Raw genomic sequence first — 21,034 nt, forward strand, 5'->3', positions numbered from 1 at the left:
GGTTGTAACACGGACCCGCTTGATGCCAATCGGCCGGTCGAAACCGTCAACACGATAACGGCGTGAAACTACCGGATCCTCGGGGCTACCCCCAACATGGCTTCGAGATCGTCTCTCGATTCGCTGGTATGATCCACCAGCCCCGCCGAGTCGAGCAGTTCGAAACTGTTCGCGTCAAGCGGCCGGATCACGTGCTTGCGGACAAGGGTCTGGATATTGCGGCTCAGGGTTTCCGGCGTCGTGCCCAGATAGGCGGCGATGTCGCGCCGCCCGACCGGAAGGGCGATAACCGTCCTTTCCGACTTCGTGCCGTTTTCGCAATAACTGCCGGCCGACCGTTTGGACAGGATAAAAAGGAAAACGGCAATGCGCTCCATGGTAGTGTGGGCAGATGTCATGGCTGCCCATTCTCGGGTCGCATCAAGTTCGTCGAGAACGGTCAACAGCAGTTCGTGCTTAACCTCCGGAAACCGCAGGAGAAAACTCTCGAAGGCCTGACGATCGATGCAACACAGGCTCACATCGGTCGCGGCCTCGTACGAGAAGCGCGAGTTGTCGCTGAAGGCACGGCCGAAGAAATCCGACGGGAACAGCAAACCGACGATCTGTTGCTGACCCGACACCGACATCTTGGTCAGCTTGACGACACCGGTCACCACATTGCCGACGATCGTGGCATCATCGCCCTGGGCAACGATCACCTGTCCCTTTCGAAATTCGCGAAGATGGGAAAGGCGTCCGAGTTCCTGCATGGCCTCCTGCGAGGCGGCGCGGCAAATGGACCGATTACTGACGGCGCAATCTTCGCATTTCCAGCATGAAGTTGGCGAAAACACGATGTGGTTCATATTGCGCCGGCGTGATCCCGAGTGCTGTTTTGAGGCAGGACACCATTCTCCGCCAAGGATGTCAAATTCATGATTGGCCTGCATTCTCTTCGTACAGGAAGGATTTGGCGCAAAATTTTTCCAATTTGGCAGACCGGCGCGAGGATTGATCGCCGTCAATGCCGCCGCATCCGGCAGCACCGATTATTGTCGGCGACAACTGCGAGAAATCCGGTGCAGAGGCAGGCCTGCCTGGCAAGGAAGTACAAATGTCCTTCAACAGCATCCTCGTCCACATGGAATTCGACGGGATATCGAATGCGCGACTGCAATATGCAACCGACATGGCCGGCGATCTCGACGCCTTGCTGATCGGTTTCGCGGCAACGGCGGTTCGTCCCGTTCACATCACGGAAATGGGTGTCGAGACCGACGACACCTATCGCGAGGAGGCGGTCATCCGGAACCGGAAACGGTTCGACGACTTGAAGGCCGAGTTCTTCGCTACTGCCGGTGACGGGCCGAATTCGGCCTGGCGGCAGTCGGAAGACTTGCCGACCCGGGCCCTGACGGCGAATGCGCGGGCCGCCGATCTGGTCATTTCCGGCACCCCCCATGGCGCGATACCCGGCGACATCTATCGCGCCGTCGATCCGGGCGATCTTGTCTGCGATTCAGGCCGGCCGGTTCTGTTCGTCGCCGAAGGCGCGGTCTTCCGGCATCCGCATTGCGCGGTCATCGGCTGGAAGGACACGCCGGAAGCACGCCGGGCGGTGGCTTTCGCGCTCCCCTTCCTGCAATTGTCGAAACGCATCCTGGTTCTATCGGTCGGGGAAGAAAAGAACGGCGGCGCCGAAGAAGGGCTGAACGACGTCGTCCGGTTCCTGATGCGGCACGGGATCGACGCCGACGGCAAGTTCATGGCTGGCAAGAACGGTCCGGAAAATTTCGTCGAGACCGTGCGGGCCGAACAGGCCGACCTGGTCGTCACTGGCGCCTATGGCCACAGCCGAATGCGCGAGCGGATCTTCGGTGGATTTACGCGCACCCTCCTCATGCAACAGGACCTGAACCGCCTGATGATCGGCTAGCGGTTTATGACGATGGCCGTGGCCTTCATGCCGATGGTGCGGATCAGACTGAACAATTTCCTCGCATTGTCCGGATGCAGCCGGATGCATCCATGCGAGACCGGCCGGCCCAGATGGGCGATATCCGTCGTGCCGTGGATGGCGTAACCGCCAAGAAAGAAGACGGAATACGGCATCGGGGCATAGTCATATTTCGTCGAGTACCAGACACGCTCAAGCCGGTAGGGATGAAATGTGCCGACCGGCGTTCGATAGCCCCGGCGGGCGGTCGAAACCGGCCAGTCGTAAAGCGGGCGGCCGCCGCGGCTGACGACCATCACCTGATCGGACAGGTCGATGGACACGATCAGCCGGGCAGCCAATGCCGCCGGTTGGCCTTGCGCCAGTAGCGCAAGGACGAATACGGGAAATATCAGGAAACGCGGTACTCGCATGGCGCGATCCTGGCGCAATTGCGTGAATATGGCGTTTATGAAAATCCGGTCAGGCGTCGCCGCGGCCATCCGCTTTGTGGCTTTGACGAAGGATTTCAATCACTTCCGCGTCCTCGACTTGCGAAAAGTCAACATAATGCGCCCCAACAGCGAAGAACGGGGCCGGTGTCGACAGGCAGACCACCTCATCGGCATGCTGTTCCAGCCGGCGGATCGCGTCCGCCGGCGCAACCGGCAAGGCGAGGATCAGCCGTGCAGGCTTTTGCTTGCGGATCAGGCGCAACGCGGAATTGGCCGTCGCTCCGGTGGCCACGCCGTCATCGACGACAATGACGGTCTTGCCGGCAAGCGGCGTCGGCTTGCGGCCCCCATAGTAGGCCTCGCGGCGGCGTTCGATTTCCGGCAACTGCTTGCGGGCCAGTTCCTCCACGTCGGCGTCGGTCAGGCCGAGTTCGGCCCTGATATCCTCGTTGACCGTCACCTGCATCTCTTCGCCGTCCGTGACCGCGGCGACGGCAAGCTCCGGCTGCATCGGCGCGCCGACCTTGCGGACGAGAATCACGTCGAGGGGAATGCCGAGACCTTCGGCGATCTCGTCGGCGACCGGAACGCCGCCGCGCGGAAGAGCAATGACGACCGAATTGTCCTTCTCGACCTCCGGGAGTCTCGCCAGAAGTTGCCGGCCGGCTTCGCGCCTGTTCTGGAATCGCATTATCGATACCTTTCGATTAGAACATGCTCCAACGGCAAAGCACTGGTTGCATTGACGGCGATCAAGCGATGAAAGACGGTGATGGTGCACATTGCCGCCTTCGACGACAGGAAAGAAAAGGGATCGGGCCTGATGACTGTTAGCAAGCGGACCGCGCTTATCGGCGATATCGGCGGCACCCATGCGCGTTTCGCGATTTGCGACATCGACGAGTTATCGGTGGCGCATTTTGCCGTGTTCGAGACGAAGATGTTCCCGTCCTTGCCGGAGGCCGTAACACACTATCTGGAATCGGTGCCGACAAATCCCGACATCGCCGGCTTCTCGATCGCCGATCCGCTCACCGGTGACCGCATGGGGATCGAGAACTCCACCTGGTCTTTTTCCGCGGCCGAGGTGCAGGCCGCATGCGGCGCGGACAGGATCCACTTCGTCAACAACTTCGAAGCGCTCGCGCTCTGCCTGCCCTATCTGAACGCTCATGATCGCCGCCAGATCAGCGGCGGCCACGCCGTCGAAGGCGCCCCAATGGCCTTGCTCGGAACAGGCGGCGAATTCGGCGCCGCCGTTCTGATCGACGTTTCGGGGAAACGAATTCCCGTTGCGGGCCTCGCCGGTCACACCGCCTTTACAGCGTCAAACGAGCGCGAAATGGCGATACTGTCCCGTGTGGCTGATGAGCACGGCTACGCGCCATTGCAGTCGGTCCTCACGGGACACGGCATCGAGGCGATTCATGCGGTTCTGTGTGGAATGGAGGGTTTGTCTCCGCTCAAGGTTTCGGGAACCGATATTATCAACCTCGCATTTGAGGACGACGACCCGCTGGCACGCGCCACGCTCGATTGCTTCGCGTCCATCCTCGCCCGTGTCGCCGGCGACCTCGCGTTGCTTTATGGCGCGCGGGGCGGCGTCTATCTCGGCCGGGGAATTACGCCGAAAATCGCCAAGGTTCTGGACAGCGAACTGTTCCGCAAAGCCTACACCGACAAGGGCGCCAAGTCGGACTACCTGGCATCCGTTCCGGTCTACGCCATCATGGCCAACGATGCAGGCCTGCGCGGCGCTGCACTGGCGGTGTCCGAACGCTTCCCGATGGAATCCATGGTCTGAGCGGCGGCGCCGCGAGTTAACCGTGCGCGGTCGTGACGCCGTTTTCGTAGAGCGCGAAGACGTCGTCACGCCGGCACAGCACGGTGCCGGGCGTCATGACTGCGGCGGAGCCAGCGGCGATCCCGAAGCGAAACGCCTCGTGCATCGAGTTGCCCTGCTCTAGCCACCACACCATGGCGCCGACGAAACTGTCGCCGGCGCCGACCGCCGAGGCTTCGCGCACATGCACCGAACGCATGCGCACCACGCCGTCCGCGTTGACGAGGATCGCGCCGGACTTGCCCATCGAGACAGCGATATTTTCCGCCGCGCCCTTTTTGACGAGTTCCGAGGCGGCGGCGCAGGCATGGCGTTCGTCGAGCCGCTGACCGACGAGCTTTTCCAGTTCGCTCATGCTCGGCTTGAGAAGGAAAACGCCGCCGTGGTCCATCGTGTGGCGGAGCGCATCGCCCGATGAGTCGAGGACGAAGCGGATGCCCTTCCTCTTCGCGGCGTCGGCCATGCGGCTATAGGTATCGACCGGCGCGCCGAGCGGCAGGCTTCCGCTGGCGACGATATAGTCGCCGTCGTAGTTCTCGATGAAATCGTGAACTGGCTCGATTTCCTTTGGATCGACCGACGGGCCTTCCGGCACGAACCGGTACTCGAAATTGGTGTCGAGTTCGTGGACCATCAGCGCGATGCGGTTCGACCCGGCCATCCCGATACGGTGGCGGCCGATATCGTATTGTGCGAGGAGCCCGTCATAGAGCGGGCCGGTAATGCCACCGGACAGATAGACCAATTCGACCCTGCCGCCGAGTTCGGCAATCACCCGGGCGACATTCGCGCCCCCACCGCCTGCATAGTGCTTCTGGTTCTGGGTGCGCGTTTTCAGAGTCGGGCGCACATGTTCGGCGTCGCAACTGACGTCGATGGCCGGATTGAGCGCGATTGCCAGAATGCGTTCCATCAGTCCCGATCCGTTTTCGTTTCCGCTTCTGCACGCGCCTTGACGACGATCTCGTTGGCGACGCTGCGCACATTTGCCAGGCTTATGGCGGCGACGCGCGCCGCCTCGCGCTGGTCGGCATGCTCGACGGTTCCCTCAAGCGTCACCTGACGGTCCCTGACCGTAACCCGGATCGCGTCCGGCGCAAGGCCCGTCGCAACGCGAATGCGCGTCTCGATCGCGCGGCGGATTGCATCATCGCTCCGTCCCGCATCGTCGGGCGCGGCCTCGAGGATGGCAAGCATCAGGTCCGCGCGACTCACCAGGCCGACCACGCGATCGCCGCGCATCACCGGCACGCGCTTGATGCCGTATTTCTGCATCAGATAGGCGATCCGCGTGACAGGCGTGTGTTCGTCGACGGTCACCGGACGCACGGACATGACGTCCGATACCATCCAGCTTGCGGCCCTGGCGTAATCATGCGCGGTTTCAGCCGCCTCGCCCGTCAGCGGATGTCCGCCGCCGAGTTCCGCGTGACGCAGCAGGTCACCCTCGGTGAGAATGCCGACCAGCTTGCCGCCGTCGTCCATAACCGGCAGTCCGCTCACATTGTTGGCGAGCATCAACTCGATCGCATGACGGATGCCGTGTCCCGGCCCGACCGAGACGACGTCGACCGTCATCACATCCTGAGCGTTCATGACGCCTCCGCTCAGGCGGCGCTGCTTTTGCGCGCCGCCTCGGCTTCGGCGACCTTCCTCTTCACCGCAATGAAGCTGTCCGGCGTGACCGACATGGAGTCAATTCCGCATTCGACGAGGAATTCGGCGAATTCGGGATGGTCGCTCGGCGCCTGGCCGCACAGACCGACCTTGGCGCCGGCGGCATGCGCTTCGCGGATGACGTTGGAAATCATCCACTTGACGGCATCGTCCTGCTCGTCGAACAGGCCGGCCAGCGTATCGGAATCGCGGTCGACGCCCAGCGTCAGCTGGGTCAGGTCGTTGGAGCCGATGGAGAAACCGTCGAAACGCTCCGCGAACTGCTTCGCCAGGATGACGTTCGACGGGATCTCGCACATCACATAGACGAGCAGCCCGTCTTCGCCCCGCTTCAGGCCGTTTTCGGCCATGACTTCCAGAACCTTGTCGGCCTCGTGCACGGAGCGGCAGAACGGGATCATCATGGTGACGTTCTTGAAGCCCAACTCGTTGCGCAGCCGCGCCATCGCCTGGCACTCCAGCGCGAAGCCTTCGCGATAGGCCGGCGAATAATAACGCGACGCGCCGCGGAAGCCGATCATCGGATTTTCTTCCTTCGGCTCGAAACCGGCGCCGCCGAGAAGACCGGCATATTCGTTGGTCTTGAAGTCGCTCATGCGCACGATGACCGGTTTCGGATGGACGGTCGCCGCAATGCGCGCCAATCCGCGCGCGAGCTTGTCGACGAAATATTCCGACTTGTCGGCATAGTCGTGGGTCAGTTCCTCGATCCTGGCACGCGCCTCTTCATCCCTGACCTGATCGAAATGGATCAGGGCCATCGGATGGACCTGGATCTGGTTGTTGATGACGAATTCCATGCGCGCCAGCCCGACACCGTCGGACGGGATCTGCCACCAGCGAAACGCAGCCGACGGATTGGCCATATTGAGCATGACCTGGGTGTCGGTCGCCGGAATATCGCCGAGCGACTCGGTCTTTTCGGTGTACTCGGCGACGCCCTCATAGACGAAGCCCTCGTCGCCCTCGGCGCAGGACAATGTGACCTCCTGCTCGCTGTGCAGCACATGCGTCGCGTCACCTGTGCCGACGATCGCGGGCAGACCCAGTTCGCGGCTGACGATAGCGGCATGTGACGTGCGGCCGCCATGGTCGGTGATGATGCCAGCGGCGCGTTTCATGATCGGCACCCAGTCCGGGTCGGTCGTGCCCGTTACGAGGATCGAACCGTCGATGAAGGATTCGATGTCGTGCGGGCTTTCGATCAGGCAGACGCGGCCGGCGATGACCGAGTCACCGATGGAGAGCCCCTTGGTCAGGACATCACCCTTGGACTTAATCGTGTACGACTTGAAAGACGACAGGTCGCGGCGCGCCTGCACCGTTTCCGGCCGCGCCTGGACGATCGACAGTTCACCCGTCTCGCCGTCCTTGGCCCATTCCATGTCCATCGGGCAGCCGTAATGCTCTTCGATGATGACCGCCCAACGCGCAAGCGTCAGAATCTCTTCGTCGTCGAGCACGAAGGCGGCGCGCTCCTTCTTCGACGTCGGCACGTTTTTCGTCTTCTCTACCTCGTTCGTGTAGATCATCTTGATCGACTTCGCGCCGAGCAGCTTTTCGACGATGGGCTTCAGAGAGGTATCCTTCAGCAGCGGCTTAAAGATCACGAATTCGTCCGGATCGACCGCGCCCTGGACGACATTCTCTCCGAGGCCCCAAGCGGCATTGATGACAACGACCTTGTCGAAGCCGGTCTCCGTATCGATGGAAAACATCACGCCTGACCCGCCCTTGTCGGAGCGCACCATCTGCTGAACGCCGATCGACAGGGCGACCTTCAGGTGATCGAAGCCCTTGACCTGGCGATAGCTGATCGCGCGGTCGGTGAAGAGCGAGGCATAGCAACGCCGGCAGGCGTCGAGCAACTCGCGCTCACCCTTGATGTTGAGATAGGTCTCCTGCTGACCGGCGAAACTAGCGTCCGGCAGGTCCTCGGCGGTCGCGCTCGATCGCACCGCGACGTCGACGGCATCGCGTCCGCAACGCTTTGACAGGTTCCTGTAGAACTCGGCGATTTCCGCGGAGAGTTCGGCCGGGAATTTGCCGCGCAGGATCTTCTTGCGGATGTCCGCGCCGGTTTCAGCCAGCGACGCGTGGCCGTCGGCATAGTCCTGCATGGCGGAGGCGATCACGGGCTTGAGGTCGTTGGCGTCAAGAAAGCGCCAGTAAGCCTCCGATGTCGTCGCGAAGCCGGCTGGAACGGCGATCCCCTTCGATCCGAGCTGGTTGAGCATTTCACCGAGCGAGGCATTCTTGCCACCCACCAGCGGGACATCCTTGCGGCTCGCATCTTCAAGCCAGATCACGGTTTCGGAATTGGTCATCGCTGCGTGCTTCCCTGTTTTCGAGACAATGGCGCCTACACAATCATTGCGTCACCAATACTGCATTGACTGACATCAAATCGATTTTATGCATCTATGTTTGCGGCGGCATGCCCCGACGGCATTACTTTTCTTTCAGTTCGGCCTTTCGGAGCGACATGAGATATTCAACGACATCGGCCTTTTCGTTGTCAAACAGGCGGAATGTCGTCATCGGGAAGTGGTCTTCCTTCAGGAACCTGGTGAAATAGGCGCGGTCGCGCCCTTCCCTGAGAACGATTTCCTCGAAAGGCGGCGCCATCACCGGGTCCGGTTTGTCGGTCGCGCGCAGATGGCACAGCCGGCACCACTGTTCGATCACCGCTTCGCCACGTTTCACGGCGGCGTCATCGGCGCGGGACGCTGATGCGGATAGCGCGAATGCGATCAAAAGGGCGAATCGCAGCATCGGGACAACGGGCCTCCTCCCCCAAATTTGGCCATACCGACCGGCCGACAAACGCAACTGCGCCGCATATCGGGCAAAAATATGCCGATTTCGGCTTGTTTGGCAGCCAAACGGAACCCTTTCACGGCCAAACGGTTGATTTTCAAGCTAGGGGGTTTATGTCAAAGAGCATGAGTGTGCACTGCACAATTTCATCAAGCTGCCGTCTGCTGCGAACCAAACGCACCCTGGACGGCGAATTTCCGGCGCAACTTCGCCGTGAGTTTTCAGCCACGAACCTTCTGCATGCCGGCACTGCTGCGCGCTATTGCCGGACCTATTCGATCTGACCTTTCAACGGGACGACGACACATGACCAAACCGCTTGTCGACAGACGATCTGTCATCGCAGAGACGCGTCCATATTCACGTATCGCCGTCATTGGCGCCGGCGCATGGGGGACTGCGCTGGCAACCGTCGCGCGACGCGCCGGACGCGATGTGACGCTGTGGGGACGCGACCCCGCCGTCCTCCGCTCGATCACCGAAAACCGGCAAAATGTCCGTTATCTTCCCGGTATCGACCTGCCCGAAGGCATCACGGCGACAAGCGACATGGCCGTCGCGCTTTCAGGCGCCGACGCCGTCATGCTGGTCACGCCGTCGCGCACGATCCGGGAGATGAGCCGGACTGTCGGCCGACACCTTGCGCCGGGAACGCCCGTTGCCTTGTGCGCGAAGGGGATCGAGGCCGGCACCGGACGGCTGCTCGCCGACGCCGCGGCCGAGGAAATGCCGGGGCATCCCATCGGCGCGATATCCGGTCCGACCTTTGCCCATGAAACGGCGATGGCCTATCCGACCGCTGTCACGGTGGCATTCGATTTCACGCACGAGGACAGGATCAGCCCGAGCGAGAGCACGGCAGCCAGGTTCGCGCTGTCGCTGAGTTCCGAGACCTTCAGGCCCTATATCTCCGACGACCTGACCGGCGTCGAGATCGGCGGCGCGGTCAAGAACGTGATCGCCATCGCCTGCGGCATGATGACGGGCGCGGGCTTTGCCGAAAACACCCGGGCGGCGCTGATCGCGCGCGGCATGGACGAAATGAAGACGCTTGCCGAAGCGCTCGGCGGCCGCCGTGAAACGGTGACCGGGCTTTCCGGCGCCGGCGACCTGACGCTGACCTGTTCGAGCCGGACATCGCGCAACATGTCGCTCGGCATCCAGTTGGGCGAAGGCATCGCCCGCGACGCCTGTTTCGGTGGCAAGCCGGTCGTCGTCGAGGGCGAGATCAACGCGATATCGGTGATGGACCTCGCGCACCGGATGGGCATCGCCATGCCGATCTGCGATGCGGTCCATCGTGTTCTGCACCAAGGCGCCGATCTCGACACGACATTCGCGCAGCTCTGGTCGCGGCCGATCATGGCGGAACCGAAGGCGCTCGACATCACCATCGAACACCCCGTCATGCCGGCCCCTGTCGGCGGACTTGCGGAGACTGCCGCATGAACCAGCACCAAACGATCACACCACCCGCCCTGCATGAACGGGATTTCGTCCTGGCGACCGACCTCGACGGAACCTTTCTCGGCGGCAGCGAAGACGACCGCGAAACGCTCTATGGCTGGATCGAGGACAACCGGGCGACGATCGGGCTGGTTTTCGTGACCGGACGCGATCCGGAATTCATCGCCGATATCTGCGACGGCACCAGTGTTCCATGGCCCGACTACGTCATCGGCGACGTCGGAACGACGATCGCCAGGGTCGATGCCGGCGGCTCCATCGCGCCGATCGGCGCGCTTGAGGAGGATATCGCCCGGCGCTGGGGAGACCAGGGCGACACGGTTCGCGAGATACTCGACGGCCATCCCGGCCTGACATTGCAGGCAACGCCCTTCCGCTATCGCGTAAGCTACGACCTCGACGCCGCCGGATATCATCCGGGCGCCGAGGACAAAATCGCGGCGCTCGGGCTCGATCACCTGATTTCCGACAACCGGTTCTTCGACGTTCTTCCCAAAGGCGTCAGCAAGGGCCCTTCCCTCAAGCGCCTTGTCGCCCATCTCGGGATCGACGGGCAGCGCGTGCTCGCAGCCGGCGACACGCTGAACGATCTCTCCATGCTGGAATGCGGCCTGCCGGCGGTCGCGGTCGGAAATGCCGAAGACGCTCTCGTCGAACGCGTTTCTCCGCTCGACCATGTCTTCATGGCATCGGCCCACGGCGCGGGCGGCATCCTGGAAGCCGTCGCCGCGTTCAACCTCCATCCGACACCGAAAGGATAAACCATGCCCTCCGACCTTGTTATCGTCTACCACCGCCAACCTTATGAGGAGGTGGTCAAAGACGGGAAAACCGTTTTCCGCGAAAACAAGAGCCCGAACGGCATCGTGCCGACCCTGAAAAGCTTCTTCGGCCATGTCGAAAAAGGCTCATGGATCGCCTGGAAGGAAGCGGAGGATCCCGCCAATCCCGAGTTCGAACGGACGATCGAGATCAGCGACGCGAACGGAAACTACTCGGTATCGCGGCTGCCGCTGACCGCAAAGCAGGTGTCGAGCTTCTACCACGTCACCTCGAAGGAGGCCTTCTGGCCGATCCTGCATTCCTTCAAGGAAAAGTACAATTACGACCCGGTCGACTGGCCGACATTCCGCGAAGTGAACTGGGCGTTCGCGGAAGCCGCGGCGGCCGAGGCCAATCCGGATGCGGTGGTCTGGATCCACGATTACAATCTGTGGCTGGTTCCGGGTTACCTGCGGCAGTTGCGGCCGGATGTGCGGATTTCCTTCTACCATCACACGCCGTTTCCGGCGCCCGACATCTTCAATGTCCTGCCGTGGCGCAAGGAGATCGTCCAGAGCCTGCTGGCCTGCGATGTCGTCGGCTTCCATATTCCGCGCTATTCGTCGAATTTCGTCCAGGTCGCTCGGTCGCTGTTCGATGTCGACGTCGCCAAGCGGGAAAAGGTTGCCGGTGAACTCGTCTCGGATGGAACGGCGCTGGTGGAGCGCTCGGTTCCGACCGAAATCGAGTTCGAAGGCCGGCGCATTCTCGTCAGCGCCTGCCCCGTGGGCGTGGACGTCGATTTCATCAGCGAGCGCGCCAATTCCCGCGACACCGCGAAAAAGGTCGAGATCATCCGCAAGGAACTCGGCGATGCGAAACTGCTCCTGAGCGTGTCGCGCACGGACTACACGAAAGGCGGCATCGAGCAGCTGCTGTCATTCGAGCGGCTTCTCGAACGGCGTCCGGACCTGCGCGAGAAGGTCCGGCTGATGCATGTTTCAGTAAGCGCGAACCGCAAAATGGCCGCTTATGGCCAGATCCAGGGGGAGATCGAACAGATCGCGGGCCGCATCAACGGCCGGTTCGGTTCGCTCGAATGGCAACCGGTCGCGCTGATATCCACGGCGGTGCCGTTCAAGCATCTCATTGCATACTACCGGGCCGCGGACGTCGCCTGGATCACACCGCTTGCCGACGGCATGAACCTCGTCGCCAAGGAATTCGTCGCCGCGCGCACGGATGAGGACGGTGTGCTGGTCCTGTCGGAATTCGCCGGCGCGGCCGTCGAGATGGCGGCGGCGGTCGTCACCAATCCGTTTTCGCACAAGTCGATGGATTCGGCGATCGACCAGGCAATCGCAATGGATCGCAACGAGAAGCGCAAGCGCATGCAGGCGCTGCGGACGACGATCCGGAAATACGATTTGCGCGCCTGGGCGGAGGAACAGCGCCGTCTGTTCGACGCCGTGGACCATGCCGGCAACGAACACGCGACCGGACGGACGCTTTCGGCCGCCTGACCGGCCACGTCCGGATTGCGGTTAACCTCGTCTCAAACCGGCAACGCTAGACTGTACCGATCCAGGAACGGGTCGGACATGGCGCGCATTATTGATACGCTTCGCACGGGAAGCTGGCTGCAAAAGGACCGGATGCTTTTCTATCCGCTGGTGATCCTCGTGATCACCGTCGCGGCGACGGCATATGTGCTTTATTCAAACGGCGGCACGCTTCCGAACGGTTCGCCCTTCGGTTCGGATTTCGTCAGCTTCTGGGTCGCCGCGCGTGAAGCGCTTTCCGGTCATCCGGAAGTCCCCTATCTGGCCGACCGTTTCGCAGCGGCGCAGAACGCGATTTTCGGCGACGGCAATTTCTACGCTTTCTTCTATCCGCCGCATTACCTCGCCTACATGCTGCCCTTCGGCACGCTTCCGTATTATCCGGCGCTTGCCGCATGGACCGGGCTGAGTTTCCTTGCCGCGCTGGCCGTCATCCGCGCCATCGCCGGGAAACGGCCCGAGGCGCTGCTTCTGGCGCTGGCCTTTCCGGCGACGTTCCTGACTTTCGCCCACGGCCAGAATGCCTTCCTGTCGGCGGCGCTGTTCGGCGGTGCGCTCGTCATGCTGCCGCGCCGTCCCGTGCTGGCGGGGATCCTGTTCGGATTGCTGACCTTCAAGCCGCAACTCGGCCTGCTCATCCCGCTCGCGCTGATCGCCGCCGGCCAGTGGCGCACGATCGTCGCGGCCGCTGTCACGGCAGTAGCCGTCGCGGCGCTGTCGGCTGCGCTGTTCGGCGTCGAAACATGGTCGCTGTTCCTTGCCCAGGGCAGCAGCGCGATGGATGCCCTGCGCGAAAACCTCGTCGGCTGGAACAAGATGATTTCCACCTACGCGATGCTGCGGCTCTCGGGGATGGCCGACATGCCGGCGATGGCGCTTCAGGGCCTGGTTTCGCTGATCGCCGCGGGTGCGACCGCATGGGCGTGGCGCCGGCGCAGCCCGGTGCCTTACGAACTGCGATGCGCGTTGCTGCTGACGGCGTCGCTTCTCGCCACGCCGTTCGGACTCAATTACGATCTCTTCGTGCTCGCTCCGGCAATCGCCTTTGTCGCGGCCTTTGGTCTGCGGGCCGGTTTCCCGCCTTTCGCGAAGACCATCCTCGCCATTGTTTACCTGTCGCCCTTCGCGGTGCTCTGGCTGATGGCGGACATGATCGCGATCGCGCCGTTCATCCTTGCCGGGCTGTTCCTGTTTCTTCTCGCCGCCACGATCTCGCCCGGCCGCGGCGCCCATCATACCGGGCCTGTGGCCGCGGAATGAAAAAGGCGCCCCGAAGGGCGCCTTTCGATTGTGCGTATCGCGTGAGCGATTATTGCGGCAGCGTGTCGTCGACGCCCTCGACATAGAAGTTCATGCCGAGCAGCGTGCCGTCATCGGAGACTTCGCCGTCCTTGAGCCAGACGGTTCCGTCCTGCTTGTTGATCGGACCGGTGAAGGGATGCAGTTCGCCGGACTTGATCTTGGCTTCGGTCTCCTCGGCCATCGCCTTCACGTCGTCGGGCATGTTGGTGTAGGGCGCCATCGTCAGGATGCCGTCCTTCAAGCCGTCCCAGCTCTGCTGGCCGCCCTTCCAGGTGCCGTCCATCGCCGCCTTGATTTCCTTGACGTAGTAAGGACCCCAGGTGTCCGTGATCGCCGACAGCTGGGCGTGCGGTCCGGCCTTGATCTGGTCGAATGCCTGGCCGAACGCATGAATTCCGCGCTCTTCGGCGACCTGCATCGGACCGGTGGAATCGGTGTGCTGGGTGATGATGTCGACGCCCTGGTCGATCAGCGCCTTGGCGGCGTCGGCTTCCTTGCCGGCGTCAAACCAGGTGTTGACCCAGACGACCTTGAGCTTGAAATCCGGATTGACGGAGCGCGCTCCGAGCAGGAACGAGTTGATGCCCATCACCACTTCCGGGATCGGGAACGAGGCGATGTAGCCGGCAACACCGGTCTTCGACATCTTTCCCGCGATCTGGCCGATGATGTAGCGGCCTTCATAGAAACGCGAATTGTAGGTGGTCAGGTTCGGTGCGGTCTTGTAGCCGGTCGCGTGCTCAAACTTGACGTTCGGGAACTTTTCGGCGACCGCCACGGTCTGGTCCATGAAACCGAACGAGGTGGCGAAGATGATGCCGCAGCCAGAGCGGGCGAAACGGGTGAGCGCGCGTTCGGCGTCAGGGCCTTCCGGCACGTTTTCGACATAGACGGTCTCGACCTTGTCGCCGAGTTCCTTGTCGACCATCTGCCGGCCCACATCCTGCGCCTGCGTCCAGCCGCCATCGGTCTTGGAACCGACATACATGAAGCAGGCCTTGTACTTGTCGGCCGCCTGCGCGCCGCTGGCGAGCGTAAGCGCCAGCGCCGTGGTCAGGCCGAGGACGAGCTTATTCATTTGTACACCTCTCTACGATTTTGCCGGACCAACCCGGCGGGTTTGGATTGCTGGCGCGCCCGCTCGCCCCGTCAGCGGTCGGGCACGAAGGGCTGTCCCAGCGATGCCGGAGTGTTCATCACGGTCAGCCTTCTGTTTCCGGAGATTATGACAAGAACGACGATCGTTGCCAGATAGGGCAGCGAAGAAAGCAACTGCGACGGGATGCCGAAACCGAGCGCCTGGGCATGCAACTGGCCGATCGTCACCGCGCCGAACAGATAGGCGCCGCCAAGAACGCGCCATGGGCGCCACGAGGCGAAGACGACCAGCGCAAGCGCGATCCAGCCCCTGCCCGCGGTCATGTTCTCCACCCATTGCGGCGTGTAGACCAGCGACAGATGCGCTCCCGCCAGGCCGGCGCAAGCGCCGCCGAACAGCACCGCCGCATAACGGTAGCCGAGCACCGAAATGCCAAGAGCATGCGCCGACTTGTGGTTGTCGCCCACCGACCGGAGCGTCAATCCGGTGCGGGTCCTGAACAGAAACCACATCACACCGGCGGTCAGGGCGATCGACATGTAGAAAATCGGGTCCTGACCGAACAGCAGCCGGCCGACCAGCGGAATGTCGGCAAGACCGGGGATGTGAATGTTGGCGAGCCGCACACCGGGCGAGCCGACAAAGCCCTCTCCGATCATGCCGGACAGGCCGATGCCGAGCAGCGTAAGGGACAGGCCGGTCGCCACCTGATTCGTCGCCAGCGACAGCGTCAACACGGCAAACAGCAGAGACAGGAGTGCGCCGGCGATAATGGCTGCGAGTATTCCGATCCACGGCGATCCGGTCAGCGCCGCGGCGGCGAAACCGCAGACCGCGCCGATGACCATCATGCCTTCGACCCCGAGATTGAGGACGCCGGACCGTTCCACGACCAGTTCGCCCATCGCTGCGATCAGCAGCGGCGTCGCGGCGGTCGCGATGGTCAGCAGGATATTCTGTGCGATTTCCATGATGCCGCCCCTTACGCCTTGACCTTGCCACGCCAGACAACACGCACCTGGTACCGGATCAGCGTGTCGCAACCGAGCACGAAGAACAGCAGCAGTCCCTGGAAGACGCGGGCCACCTTGTCCGAGATGCCGAGAGCCATCTGCGCGCCCTCGCCGCCGAGATAGGTCAATGCCAGCACGAAGCCGGCCGCCACGGCCCCCAGGGGATTGAGCCGGCCGAGGAAGGCGACGATGATCGCGGTGAACCCGTATCCGGGCGAGATGGTCTCGCGAAGCTGGCCGATTGCGCCGGAAACCTCGCAAATGCCGGCGAGGCCCGCCAACCCGCCCGAAAGCAGAAAAGCGAAATAGACCATCTTGCGCGAACTGAATCCGGCAAACCGGCCGGCCCGGGGGCTTTCCCCAAGCACGCGGATCTCGAAACCCTTGATCGTGTAACGCATCATCAGCCAGACCAGCACGGCAGCGACCACCGCGAAGACGATGCCGTAATGGGCGCTGCCCTGAGAAGGCGCGATCTCGCCAAGGCGCGCCGCCGGCGGGAAGCGGATGGAGCCGGGGAAGTTATTGCCGGCGGGGTCACGGAAGACGCCGCGCGCCAGCCAGTCGAGGAACAGTTGCGCCACATAGACCAGCATCAGGCTGGTCAGGATCTCGTTGGTATTGAACCGCGTCTTGAGGAATGCAGGCACCGCCCCCATTGCCGCGCCGCCGGCGAAGCCGAACAGCAGCATGAGCGGCAGGGTCAGGAAATTCTGGAAACCAGGCAGCAATATCGGAATCAGCGAACCGGCGATCCCGCCCATGATGAACTGGCCTTCGGCGCCGATGTTCCAGTTGTTGGAGCGGTAACAGACGGACAGTCCGACGGCGATCATGATCAGCGGCGCCGCCTTGATCGCCAGTTCGTGCAACTGCCAGACCTCGGTCAGCGGCTCGACGAAATAGGTATAAAGTGCGGCCAGCGGCGGCTTTCCGAGCGCGGTGAAGATGATCGCGCCGGCGACGAGCGTCAGCAACAGCGCGATGAAAGGCGAGAGCGCGCTGAACAAGACGGAATGCTGCGGCCGCTTGATGAGTTCGATGCGCATCACACGACCTCTTTTTCATCATGAGCGACGTGGCCGGGTTCGGAGCCGCCCATCAACAGACCGATACTCTCGTATGTCGCCTCTGCGATCGGCACCGGCTTCGACATTGCGCCGTTGTGCATCACGGCGATGGCGTCGGAGATTTCGAACAGCTCATCGAGATCCTGGCTGATGACCAGCACGGCGGAACCACTGCGCGCGAGCTCGATGAGGGCCTGGCGGATGCGCGCGGCCGCGCCGGCATCGACGCCCCATGTCGGCTGATTGACGACCATGATCGCCGGTTGGCGGTCAAGTTCGCGGCCGATGATGAATTTCTGCAGGTTACCGCCCGAAAGCGATGCCGCTTCGGGATCCTCCGCACTCTTGCGGACGTCCATTTCCTCGATAACCCGTTTGGATGCCGCCTCGACAGCGCCCGAGCGGATCGTGCCGAGCGGGCCGAGAAATGCCGACTGATCGGTGCGATAGCGCGACAGGAGCAGGTTTTCAGACAGGGCCATCGCCGGCGCGGCGCCGTGGCCAAGGCGTTCCTCCGGCACAAAGGCCGTACCGGTCAGCCGCCGCCGCGATATGCCCATCCGCCCCACATCCTTGCCGCGCAGACGGACCGATCCGGCTGCGTCCTGCAACACCTCGCCGGAGACAGCCTCGAAAAACTCGCCCTGGCCGTTTCCGGCGACGCCGGCAATGCCGATGACTTCGCCTGCGCGCACGGTCAGCGATATGTCGCGCAGCGGCATGGCGAACGGCGTCGCGGCGGGCCGGCTCAGGTTGCGGATCTCGATCAGCGATTCGCCGGGGCCGCCCTGTGACGCCTCCCGCACGACCTGGTGGATCTCGGTTCCGACCATCATACTCGCAAGTGACGAGGCGGTTTCCTCGCGCGGATTGCAGTGGGCCACCACCTTGCCGTGCCGCAGCACGGTTGCGCGGTCGCACATGCGTTTCACCTCTTCCAGGCGGTGCGAGATGTAGAGGATCGACTTTCCTTCGTCCCGCAGCCGTTCCAGCGTCTCGAAAAGCTTGTCGGCTTCCTGCGGCGTGAGCACCGATGTCGGCTCGTCGAGAATGATGAGGTCCGGTGTCTGAAGCAGGCATCGAATGATCTCGATGCGCTGGCGCTCGCCGACGGACAGGTCTCCGACCATAGAAAAGGGATCGAGCGGCAAACCGTAGCTGTAGGACAGGGCCTGCGCCTTGGCCGCAATCGTGCGGATCGGAATATCGTCATCGAGCGACAGGGCGATATTTTCCGCCACCGTCAGCGAGTCGAACAGCGAAAAGTGCTGAAAGACCATACCTATACCGAGGGCGCGGGCCTGCATCGGATTGACGATGGCGACGGGCTGGCCGCGCCACTTGATTACGCCGCCGTCCGGCTGCAACGAGCCGAACAGCATCTTTACCAGCGTGGATTTGCCGGCGCCGTTCTCGCCGAGGAGCGCGTGGATCTCACCGGGGACGATATCGAAGTCGACACCGTCATTTGCCTTCAGTGTGCCGAAAACCTTGGTGATCCCCTCAACCTGGAGAAGGGTTTGCGGCGCGGCTGTGGTTGCTTCGGCGTCCGTCAAGGAGGCGTGTCCCGGCTTGCAAATTGTTGCTGGACGAAGCTAAGCGCATTCAATCGAGGCGCGCAAACCTGAAAACGCAATCAATTGCCATTTTCCGGGGATTTTTTACCGACTGGTCAGCGACCGAGAGCGCCGCTGCGTCAGTTGGCCCTTCTTCCGGACGGCGAACGGGACTGGACAGGACGGCCCGTCTTCGCCACTTGTTGGGACAGAAATGCCCGAAAGGAATTCGTCGTGAACAGAAGCGATATCGTCGTTGTCGGCGGCGGGCCGGCAGGAATGGCCTCGGCGCTGATAGCAGCTCGACAAGGATATAACGTCGCGCTCGTCGCGCCGTCCGGAACCTTCATCGACAGCGACGACCGCACCACCGCGCTGATGATGCCAGGTATCGACATGCTGAAGGATCTGGGCGCATGGCCGGAACTCGAGGCCGAGGCGACGCCGCTCAGGACCATGCGCATCGTCGACGGTACCAGGCGGCTGATCCGCGCGCCGACGGTGACGTTCGAGGCGCCGGAAGTCGGCGAGGAAGCGTTCGGCTACAATCTCGTGAACCGGGCCTTGAACACGGCGCTTCACCACGTGATCGAGCAGACGCCGGCCATTCGCTGCATCGACTCCATGGCGAGTTCCGCCTCTTTCGGCCCCGACGAGGCAACAGTCGCCCTCGCCAATGGCGAAACGCTTCACACGAAACTCATCATTGCGGCCGACGGGGTCAACTCGCTGCTGCGCGAGGCCGCCGGAATCGGCACGCGAAAATGGACCTACCCGCAAACCGCCGTCGTGCTGACCTTCGCGCATTCGCGCGACCACGGTTTCACGTCGACGGAATTTCACATGGAGTCGGGGCCTTTCGCGCAGGTGCCGATGCGCGGCAAGCGCTCAAGCCTCGTCTGGGTCGTCGAGCCAACGGAAGCCGAACGCATCGCCGCCCTTGAACCGGAAACGCTTGCCGGCATGATCGAACGGCGGATGCAGTCCATGCTCGGGCGCGTCAGCGGCGTTTCGAAGCCGCAGTGCTGGCCGTTGTCGGGAATGATCGCGCACAGATTCGCCGCCGAGCGCCTGATGCTGGCCGGCCAGACCGCACATATCTTCCCGCCGATCGGCGCGCAGGGCCTTAACCTGTCGATGCGGGACATCGCCGATCTCGGCAAATGCCTCGGCGCGGCCGGGACCGATCCGGGCGCTGCAGGAGTAACGGCACGCTACGACCGCCTGCGTCGCGCCGACGTCGCCTCGCGTACCGGCACGGTCGACCTCCTCAACCGGTCGCTGCTGACCGGGTTCCTACCCGTGCAATTCGCACGCGCGGCGGGATTAGGGCTCCTCGCGGCCGTGCCGCCGCTCCGCAACATCGTCATGCGGGAAGGCATGGCACCGGGCGCGGGCTTGCGCAGCCTGTTTAAGCGGCGCGGACCGTTCAGGGAAACAGATCCGGCGGAATCAAGCCGTTCGTCATCGCGTACAGAAGCGCCGTGACCGAAACGACCGAGGCGGTGGTCGTAATCAATACCGAGGCGGATGCGCGCTCGACCCAGACGCCATATTGCTGGGCGATGACGAAGACGTTCGTCGCGGTCGGAAGCGCAGCCAAAAGCACGCCCGAATAGACCCATGTCGGCGGGAAATTGCCGAGCCAGCTCAGCATCACGTAGACGATCAGCGGATGGATGGCGAGCTTGATCGCGACGATGAAACCCATGTCGGACGGCACACGCCTTACAGGGCGCAGCGCCAGCGTCACGCCCATGGCGAACAGCGCGCAAGGCGCGGCCGCATTGGCGAGGTAGTTGAGCAGGGTCTGCGCCGCCGCCGGGGGCTGGAAGGACAGTGCCGCCGCGCCCACGCCGACGATGGTCGCCAGGATGAAGGGATGCGTGAGCACACGCTTCACGACACCGAGTGCGAGGTGCAGCGGCGTCTCGTGCGTGCCATCCTTGCCGGAAAGCGCCATCATCAGCGGCGCCATGATGAAGTGCAGCGTATTGTCGAAGCAGAAGACCAGGGCCACCGGCACCACCGCCTCCTCGCCGAAGGCCAGAAGCGCCAGGCCCGGCCCCATATAACCGATATTTCCGTATGCCGCGGCCAATCCCTTGATCGTGCTTTCGGGGATGTCACCGCCGGAGCGGACGACCGCGATCACGAACATCAGCGCAAACACTGTGTAGGTGCTGAAGGTCGTGCCGACAACGAAACGCCATTGCGTCAGCTGTTCGACCGGGGTGCGCGACAACAGGTTGAAAAACAGGGCCGGCAGCGCGATGTAAATGATGAAGGTGTTCATCCACCCGAGCGCGTCGAGCCTCTGGCGGGTGATCTTGGCGGCAATGAATCCGAGCAGGATCAGGCCGAAAAACGGCAATACCAGTCCGATGACATTCGCCATTGATTCCCTTCCCGGATTCCCCTGCCGCCTCGCGAAGGATTCCAGCACCTATTAGGCGATGCCAGTGTGGTCAAGCCGACGCTCGCGCAAAA

The 21,034-nt window shown here is 62.7% G+C and carries 19 protein-coding genes; 7 read left to right on the plus strand and 12 right to left on the minus strand.

Annotation, left to right across the window (positions count from 1 at the left end):
* Positions 1–68: 68 nt before the first annotated feature.
* On the minus strand, positions 69–1,007 hold the full coding sequence (locus IG169_RS21070) for a Crp/Fnr family transcriptional regulator (protein ID WP_193178234.1): 939 nt from the start codon (positions 1,005–1,007) through the stop codon (positions 69–71).
* Positions 1,008–1,096: 89 nt separating this feature from the next.
* On the opposite strand from IG169_RS21070, the gene IG169_RS21075 reads away from it, so the two are divergent.
* Positions 1,097–1,918, plus strand: a complete 822-nt coding sequence (locus IG169_RS21075; RefSeq protein WP_193178235.1) for a universal stress protein — start codon at positions 1,097–1,099, stop codon at positions 1,916–1,918.
* Here IG169_RS21075 and IG169_RS21080 read toward each other — a convergent pair.
* Positions 1,915–2,352 (minus strand): L,D-transpeptidase, encoded by a 438-nt coding sequence (locus IG169_RS21080; protein WP_193178236.1) that lies wholly within the window; start codon positions 2,350–2,352, stop codon positions 1,915–1,917. The genes IG169_RS21075 and IG169_RS21080 overlap by 4 nt on opposite strands.
* A 49-nt stretch (positions 2,353–2,401) precedes the next feature.
* Positions 2,402–3,064, minus strand: coding sequence for a phosphoribosyltransferase (locus IG169_RS21085; RefSeq protein WP_193178237.1), 663 nt, complete (start codon positions 3,062–3,064; stop codon positions 2,402–2,404).
* A gap of 81 nt (positions 3,065–3,145) precedes the next feature.
* Between IG169_RS21085 and IG169_RS21090 the strand changes: the two genes are divergently transcribed.
* Complete coding sequence (locus tag IG169_RS21090; RefSeq protein WP_193178238.1) at positions 3,146–4,177, plus strand: glucokinase; 1,032 nt, start codon at positions 3,146–3,148, stop codon at positions 4,175–4,177.
* A gap of 16 nt (positions 4,178–4,193) precedes the next feature.
* Here IG169_RS21090 and IG169_RS21095 read toward each other — a convergent pair whose 3' ends face one another.
* The 4 genes from IG169_RS21095 to IG169_RS21110 form a co-directional block, all read right to left on the minus strand.
* On the minus strand, positions 4,194–5,129 hold the full coding sequence (locus tag IG169_RS21095) for a 1-phosphofructokinase family hexose kinase (RefSeq protein WP_193178239.1): 936 nt from the start codon (positions 5,127–5,129) through the stop codon (positions 4,194–4,196).
* Positions 5,129–5,812, minus strand: a complete 684-nt coding sequence (locus tag IG169_RS21100; protein WP_193178240.1) for a CBS domain-containing protein — start codon at positions 5,810–5,812, stop codon at positions 5,129–5,131. The genes IG169_RS21095 and IG169_RS21100 overlap by 1 nt, the downstream gene beginning before the upstream one ends.
* Before the next feature lie 11 nt (positions 5,813–5,823).
* Complete coding sequence (ppsA, locus tag IG169_RS21105; protein WP_193178241.1) at positions 5,824–8,220, minus strand: phosphoenolpyruvate synthase; 2,397 nt, start codon at positions 8,218–8,220, stop codon at positions 5,824–5,826.
* 124 nt (positions 8,221–8,344) lie between these two features.
* Entirely contained in the window at positions 8,345–8,668 is a 324-nt protein-coding gene (locus IG169_RS21110) for a c-type cytochrome (protein WP_193178242.1), read from the minus strand.
* 351 nt (positions 8,669–9,019) lie between these two features.
* Here IG169_RS21110 and IG169_RS21115 point away from each other — a divergent pair, with 351 nt between their 5' ends.
* The 4 genes from IG169_RS21115 (at position 9,020) to IG169_RS21130 (ending at position 13,764) form a co-directional block, all read left to right on the plus strand.
* A complete protein-coding gene (locus tag IG169_RS21115) occupies positions 9,020–10,162 on the plus strand; it encodes an NAD(P)H-dependent glycerol-3-phosphate dehydrogenase (protein WP_193178243.1) in 1,143 nt (380 codons plus the stop codon).
* Positions 10,159–10,941 carry an HAD family hydrolase gene (locus IG169_RS21120; RefSeq protein ID WP_193178244.1) on the plus strand — a complete coding sequence of 261 codons (783 nt, stop codon included), beginning with the start codon at positions 10,159–10,161 and terminating at the stop codon, positions 10,939–10,941. The genes IG169_RS21115 and IG169_RS21120 overlap by 4 nt, the downstream gene beginning before the upstream one ends.
* Positions 10,942–10,944: 3 nt before the next feature.
* Positions 10,945–12,465, plus strand: a complete 1,521-nt coding sequence (ggpS, locus tag IG169_RS21125; RefSeq protein ID WP_193178245.1) for a glucosylglycerol-phosphate synthase — start codon at positions 10,945–10,947, stop codon at positions 12,463–12,465.
* 78 nt (positions 12,466–12,543) lie between these two features.
* On the plus strand, positions 12,544–13,764 hold the full coding sequence (locus tag IG169_RS21130) for a glycosyltransferase family 87 protein (RefSeq protein ID WP_193178246.1): 1,221 nt from the start codon (positions 12,544–12,546) through the stop codon (positions 13,762–13,764).
* A gap of 49 nt (positions 13,765–13,813) precedes the next feature.
* Here the strand turns inward: IG169_RS21130 and IG169_RS21135 are convergent, their stop codons facing one another.
* The 4 genes from IG169_RS21135 to IG169_RS21150 form a co-directional block, all read right to left on the minus strand.
* Positions 13,814–14,884: a BMP family ABC transporter substrate-binding protein gene (locus IG169_RS21135; RefSeq protein WP_193178247.1), complete on the minus strand. Its 1,071-nt coding sequence runs from the start codon at positions 14,882–14,884 to the stop codon at positions 13,814–13,816.
* A 71-nt stretch (positions 14,885–14,955) separates the two neighbouring features.
* Entirely contained in the window at positions 14,956–15,876 is a 921-nt protein-coding gene (locus tag IG169_RS21140; protein WP_193178248.1) for an ABC transporter permease, read from the minus strand.
* A gap of 11 nt (positions 15,877–15,887) precedes the next feature.
* Positions 15,888–16,967: an ABC transporter permease gene (locus IG169_RS21145; protein ID WP_193178249.1), complete on the minus strand. Its 1,080-nt coding sequence runs from the start codon at positions 16,965–16,967 to the stop codon at positions 15,888–15,890.
* Positions 16,967–18,544: an ABC transporter ATP-binding protein gene (locus IG169_RS21150; RefSeq protein ID WP_193178250.1), complete on the minus strand. Its 1,578-nt coding sequence runs from the start codon at positions 18,542–18,544 to the stop codon at positions 16,967–16,969. The genes IG169_RS21145 and IG169_RS21150 overlap by 1 nt, the downstream gene beginning before the upstream one ends.
* 234 nt (positions 18,545–18,778) lie before the next feature.
* On the opposite strand from IG169_RS21150, the gene IG169_RS21155 reads away from it, so the two are divergent.
* Entirely contained in the window at positions 18,779–20,032 is a 1,254-nt protein-coding gene (locus IG169_RS21155) for a UbiH/UbiF family hydroxylase (RefSeq protein ID WP_193178251.1), read from the plus strand.
* Here IG169_RS21155 and IG169_RS21160 read toward each other — a convergent pair.
* A complete protein-coding gene (locus IG169_RS21160) occupies positions 19,974–20,942 on the minus strand; it encodes an AEC family transporter (RefSeq protein ID WP_193178252.1) in 969 nt (322 codons plus the stop codon). The genes IG169_RS21155 and IG169_RS21160 overlap by 59 nt on opposite strands.
* Between the last annotated feature and the right edge of the window lie 92 nt (positions 20,943–21,034).

The organism is Oricola nitratireducens, assembly GCF_014904745.1.
Taxonomy (GTDB): domain Bacteria; phylum Pseudomonadota; class Alphaproteobacteria; order Rhizobiales; family Rhizobiaceae; genus Oricola; species Oricola nitratireducens.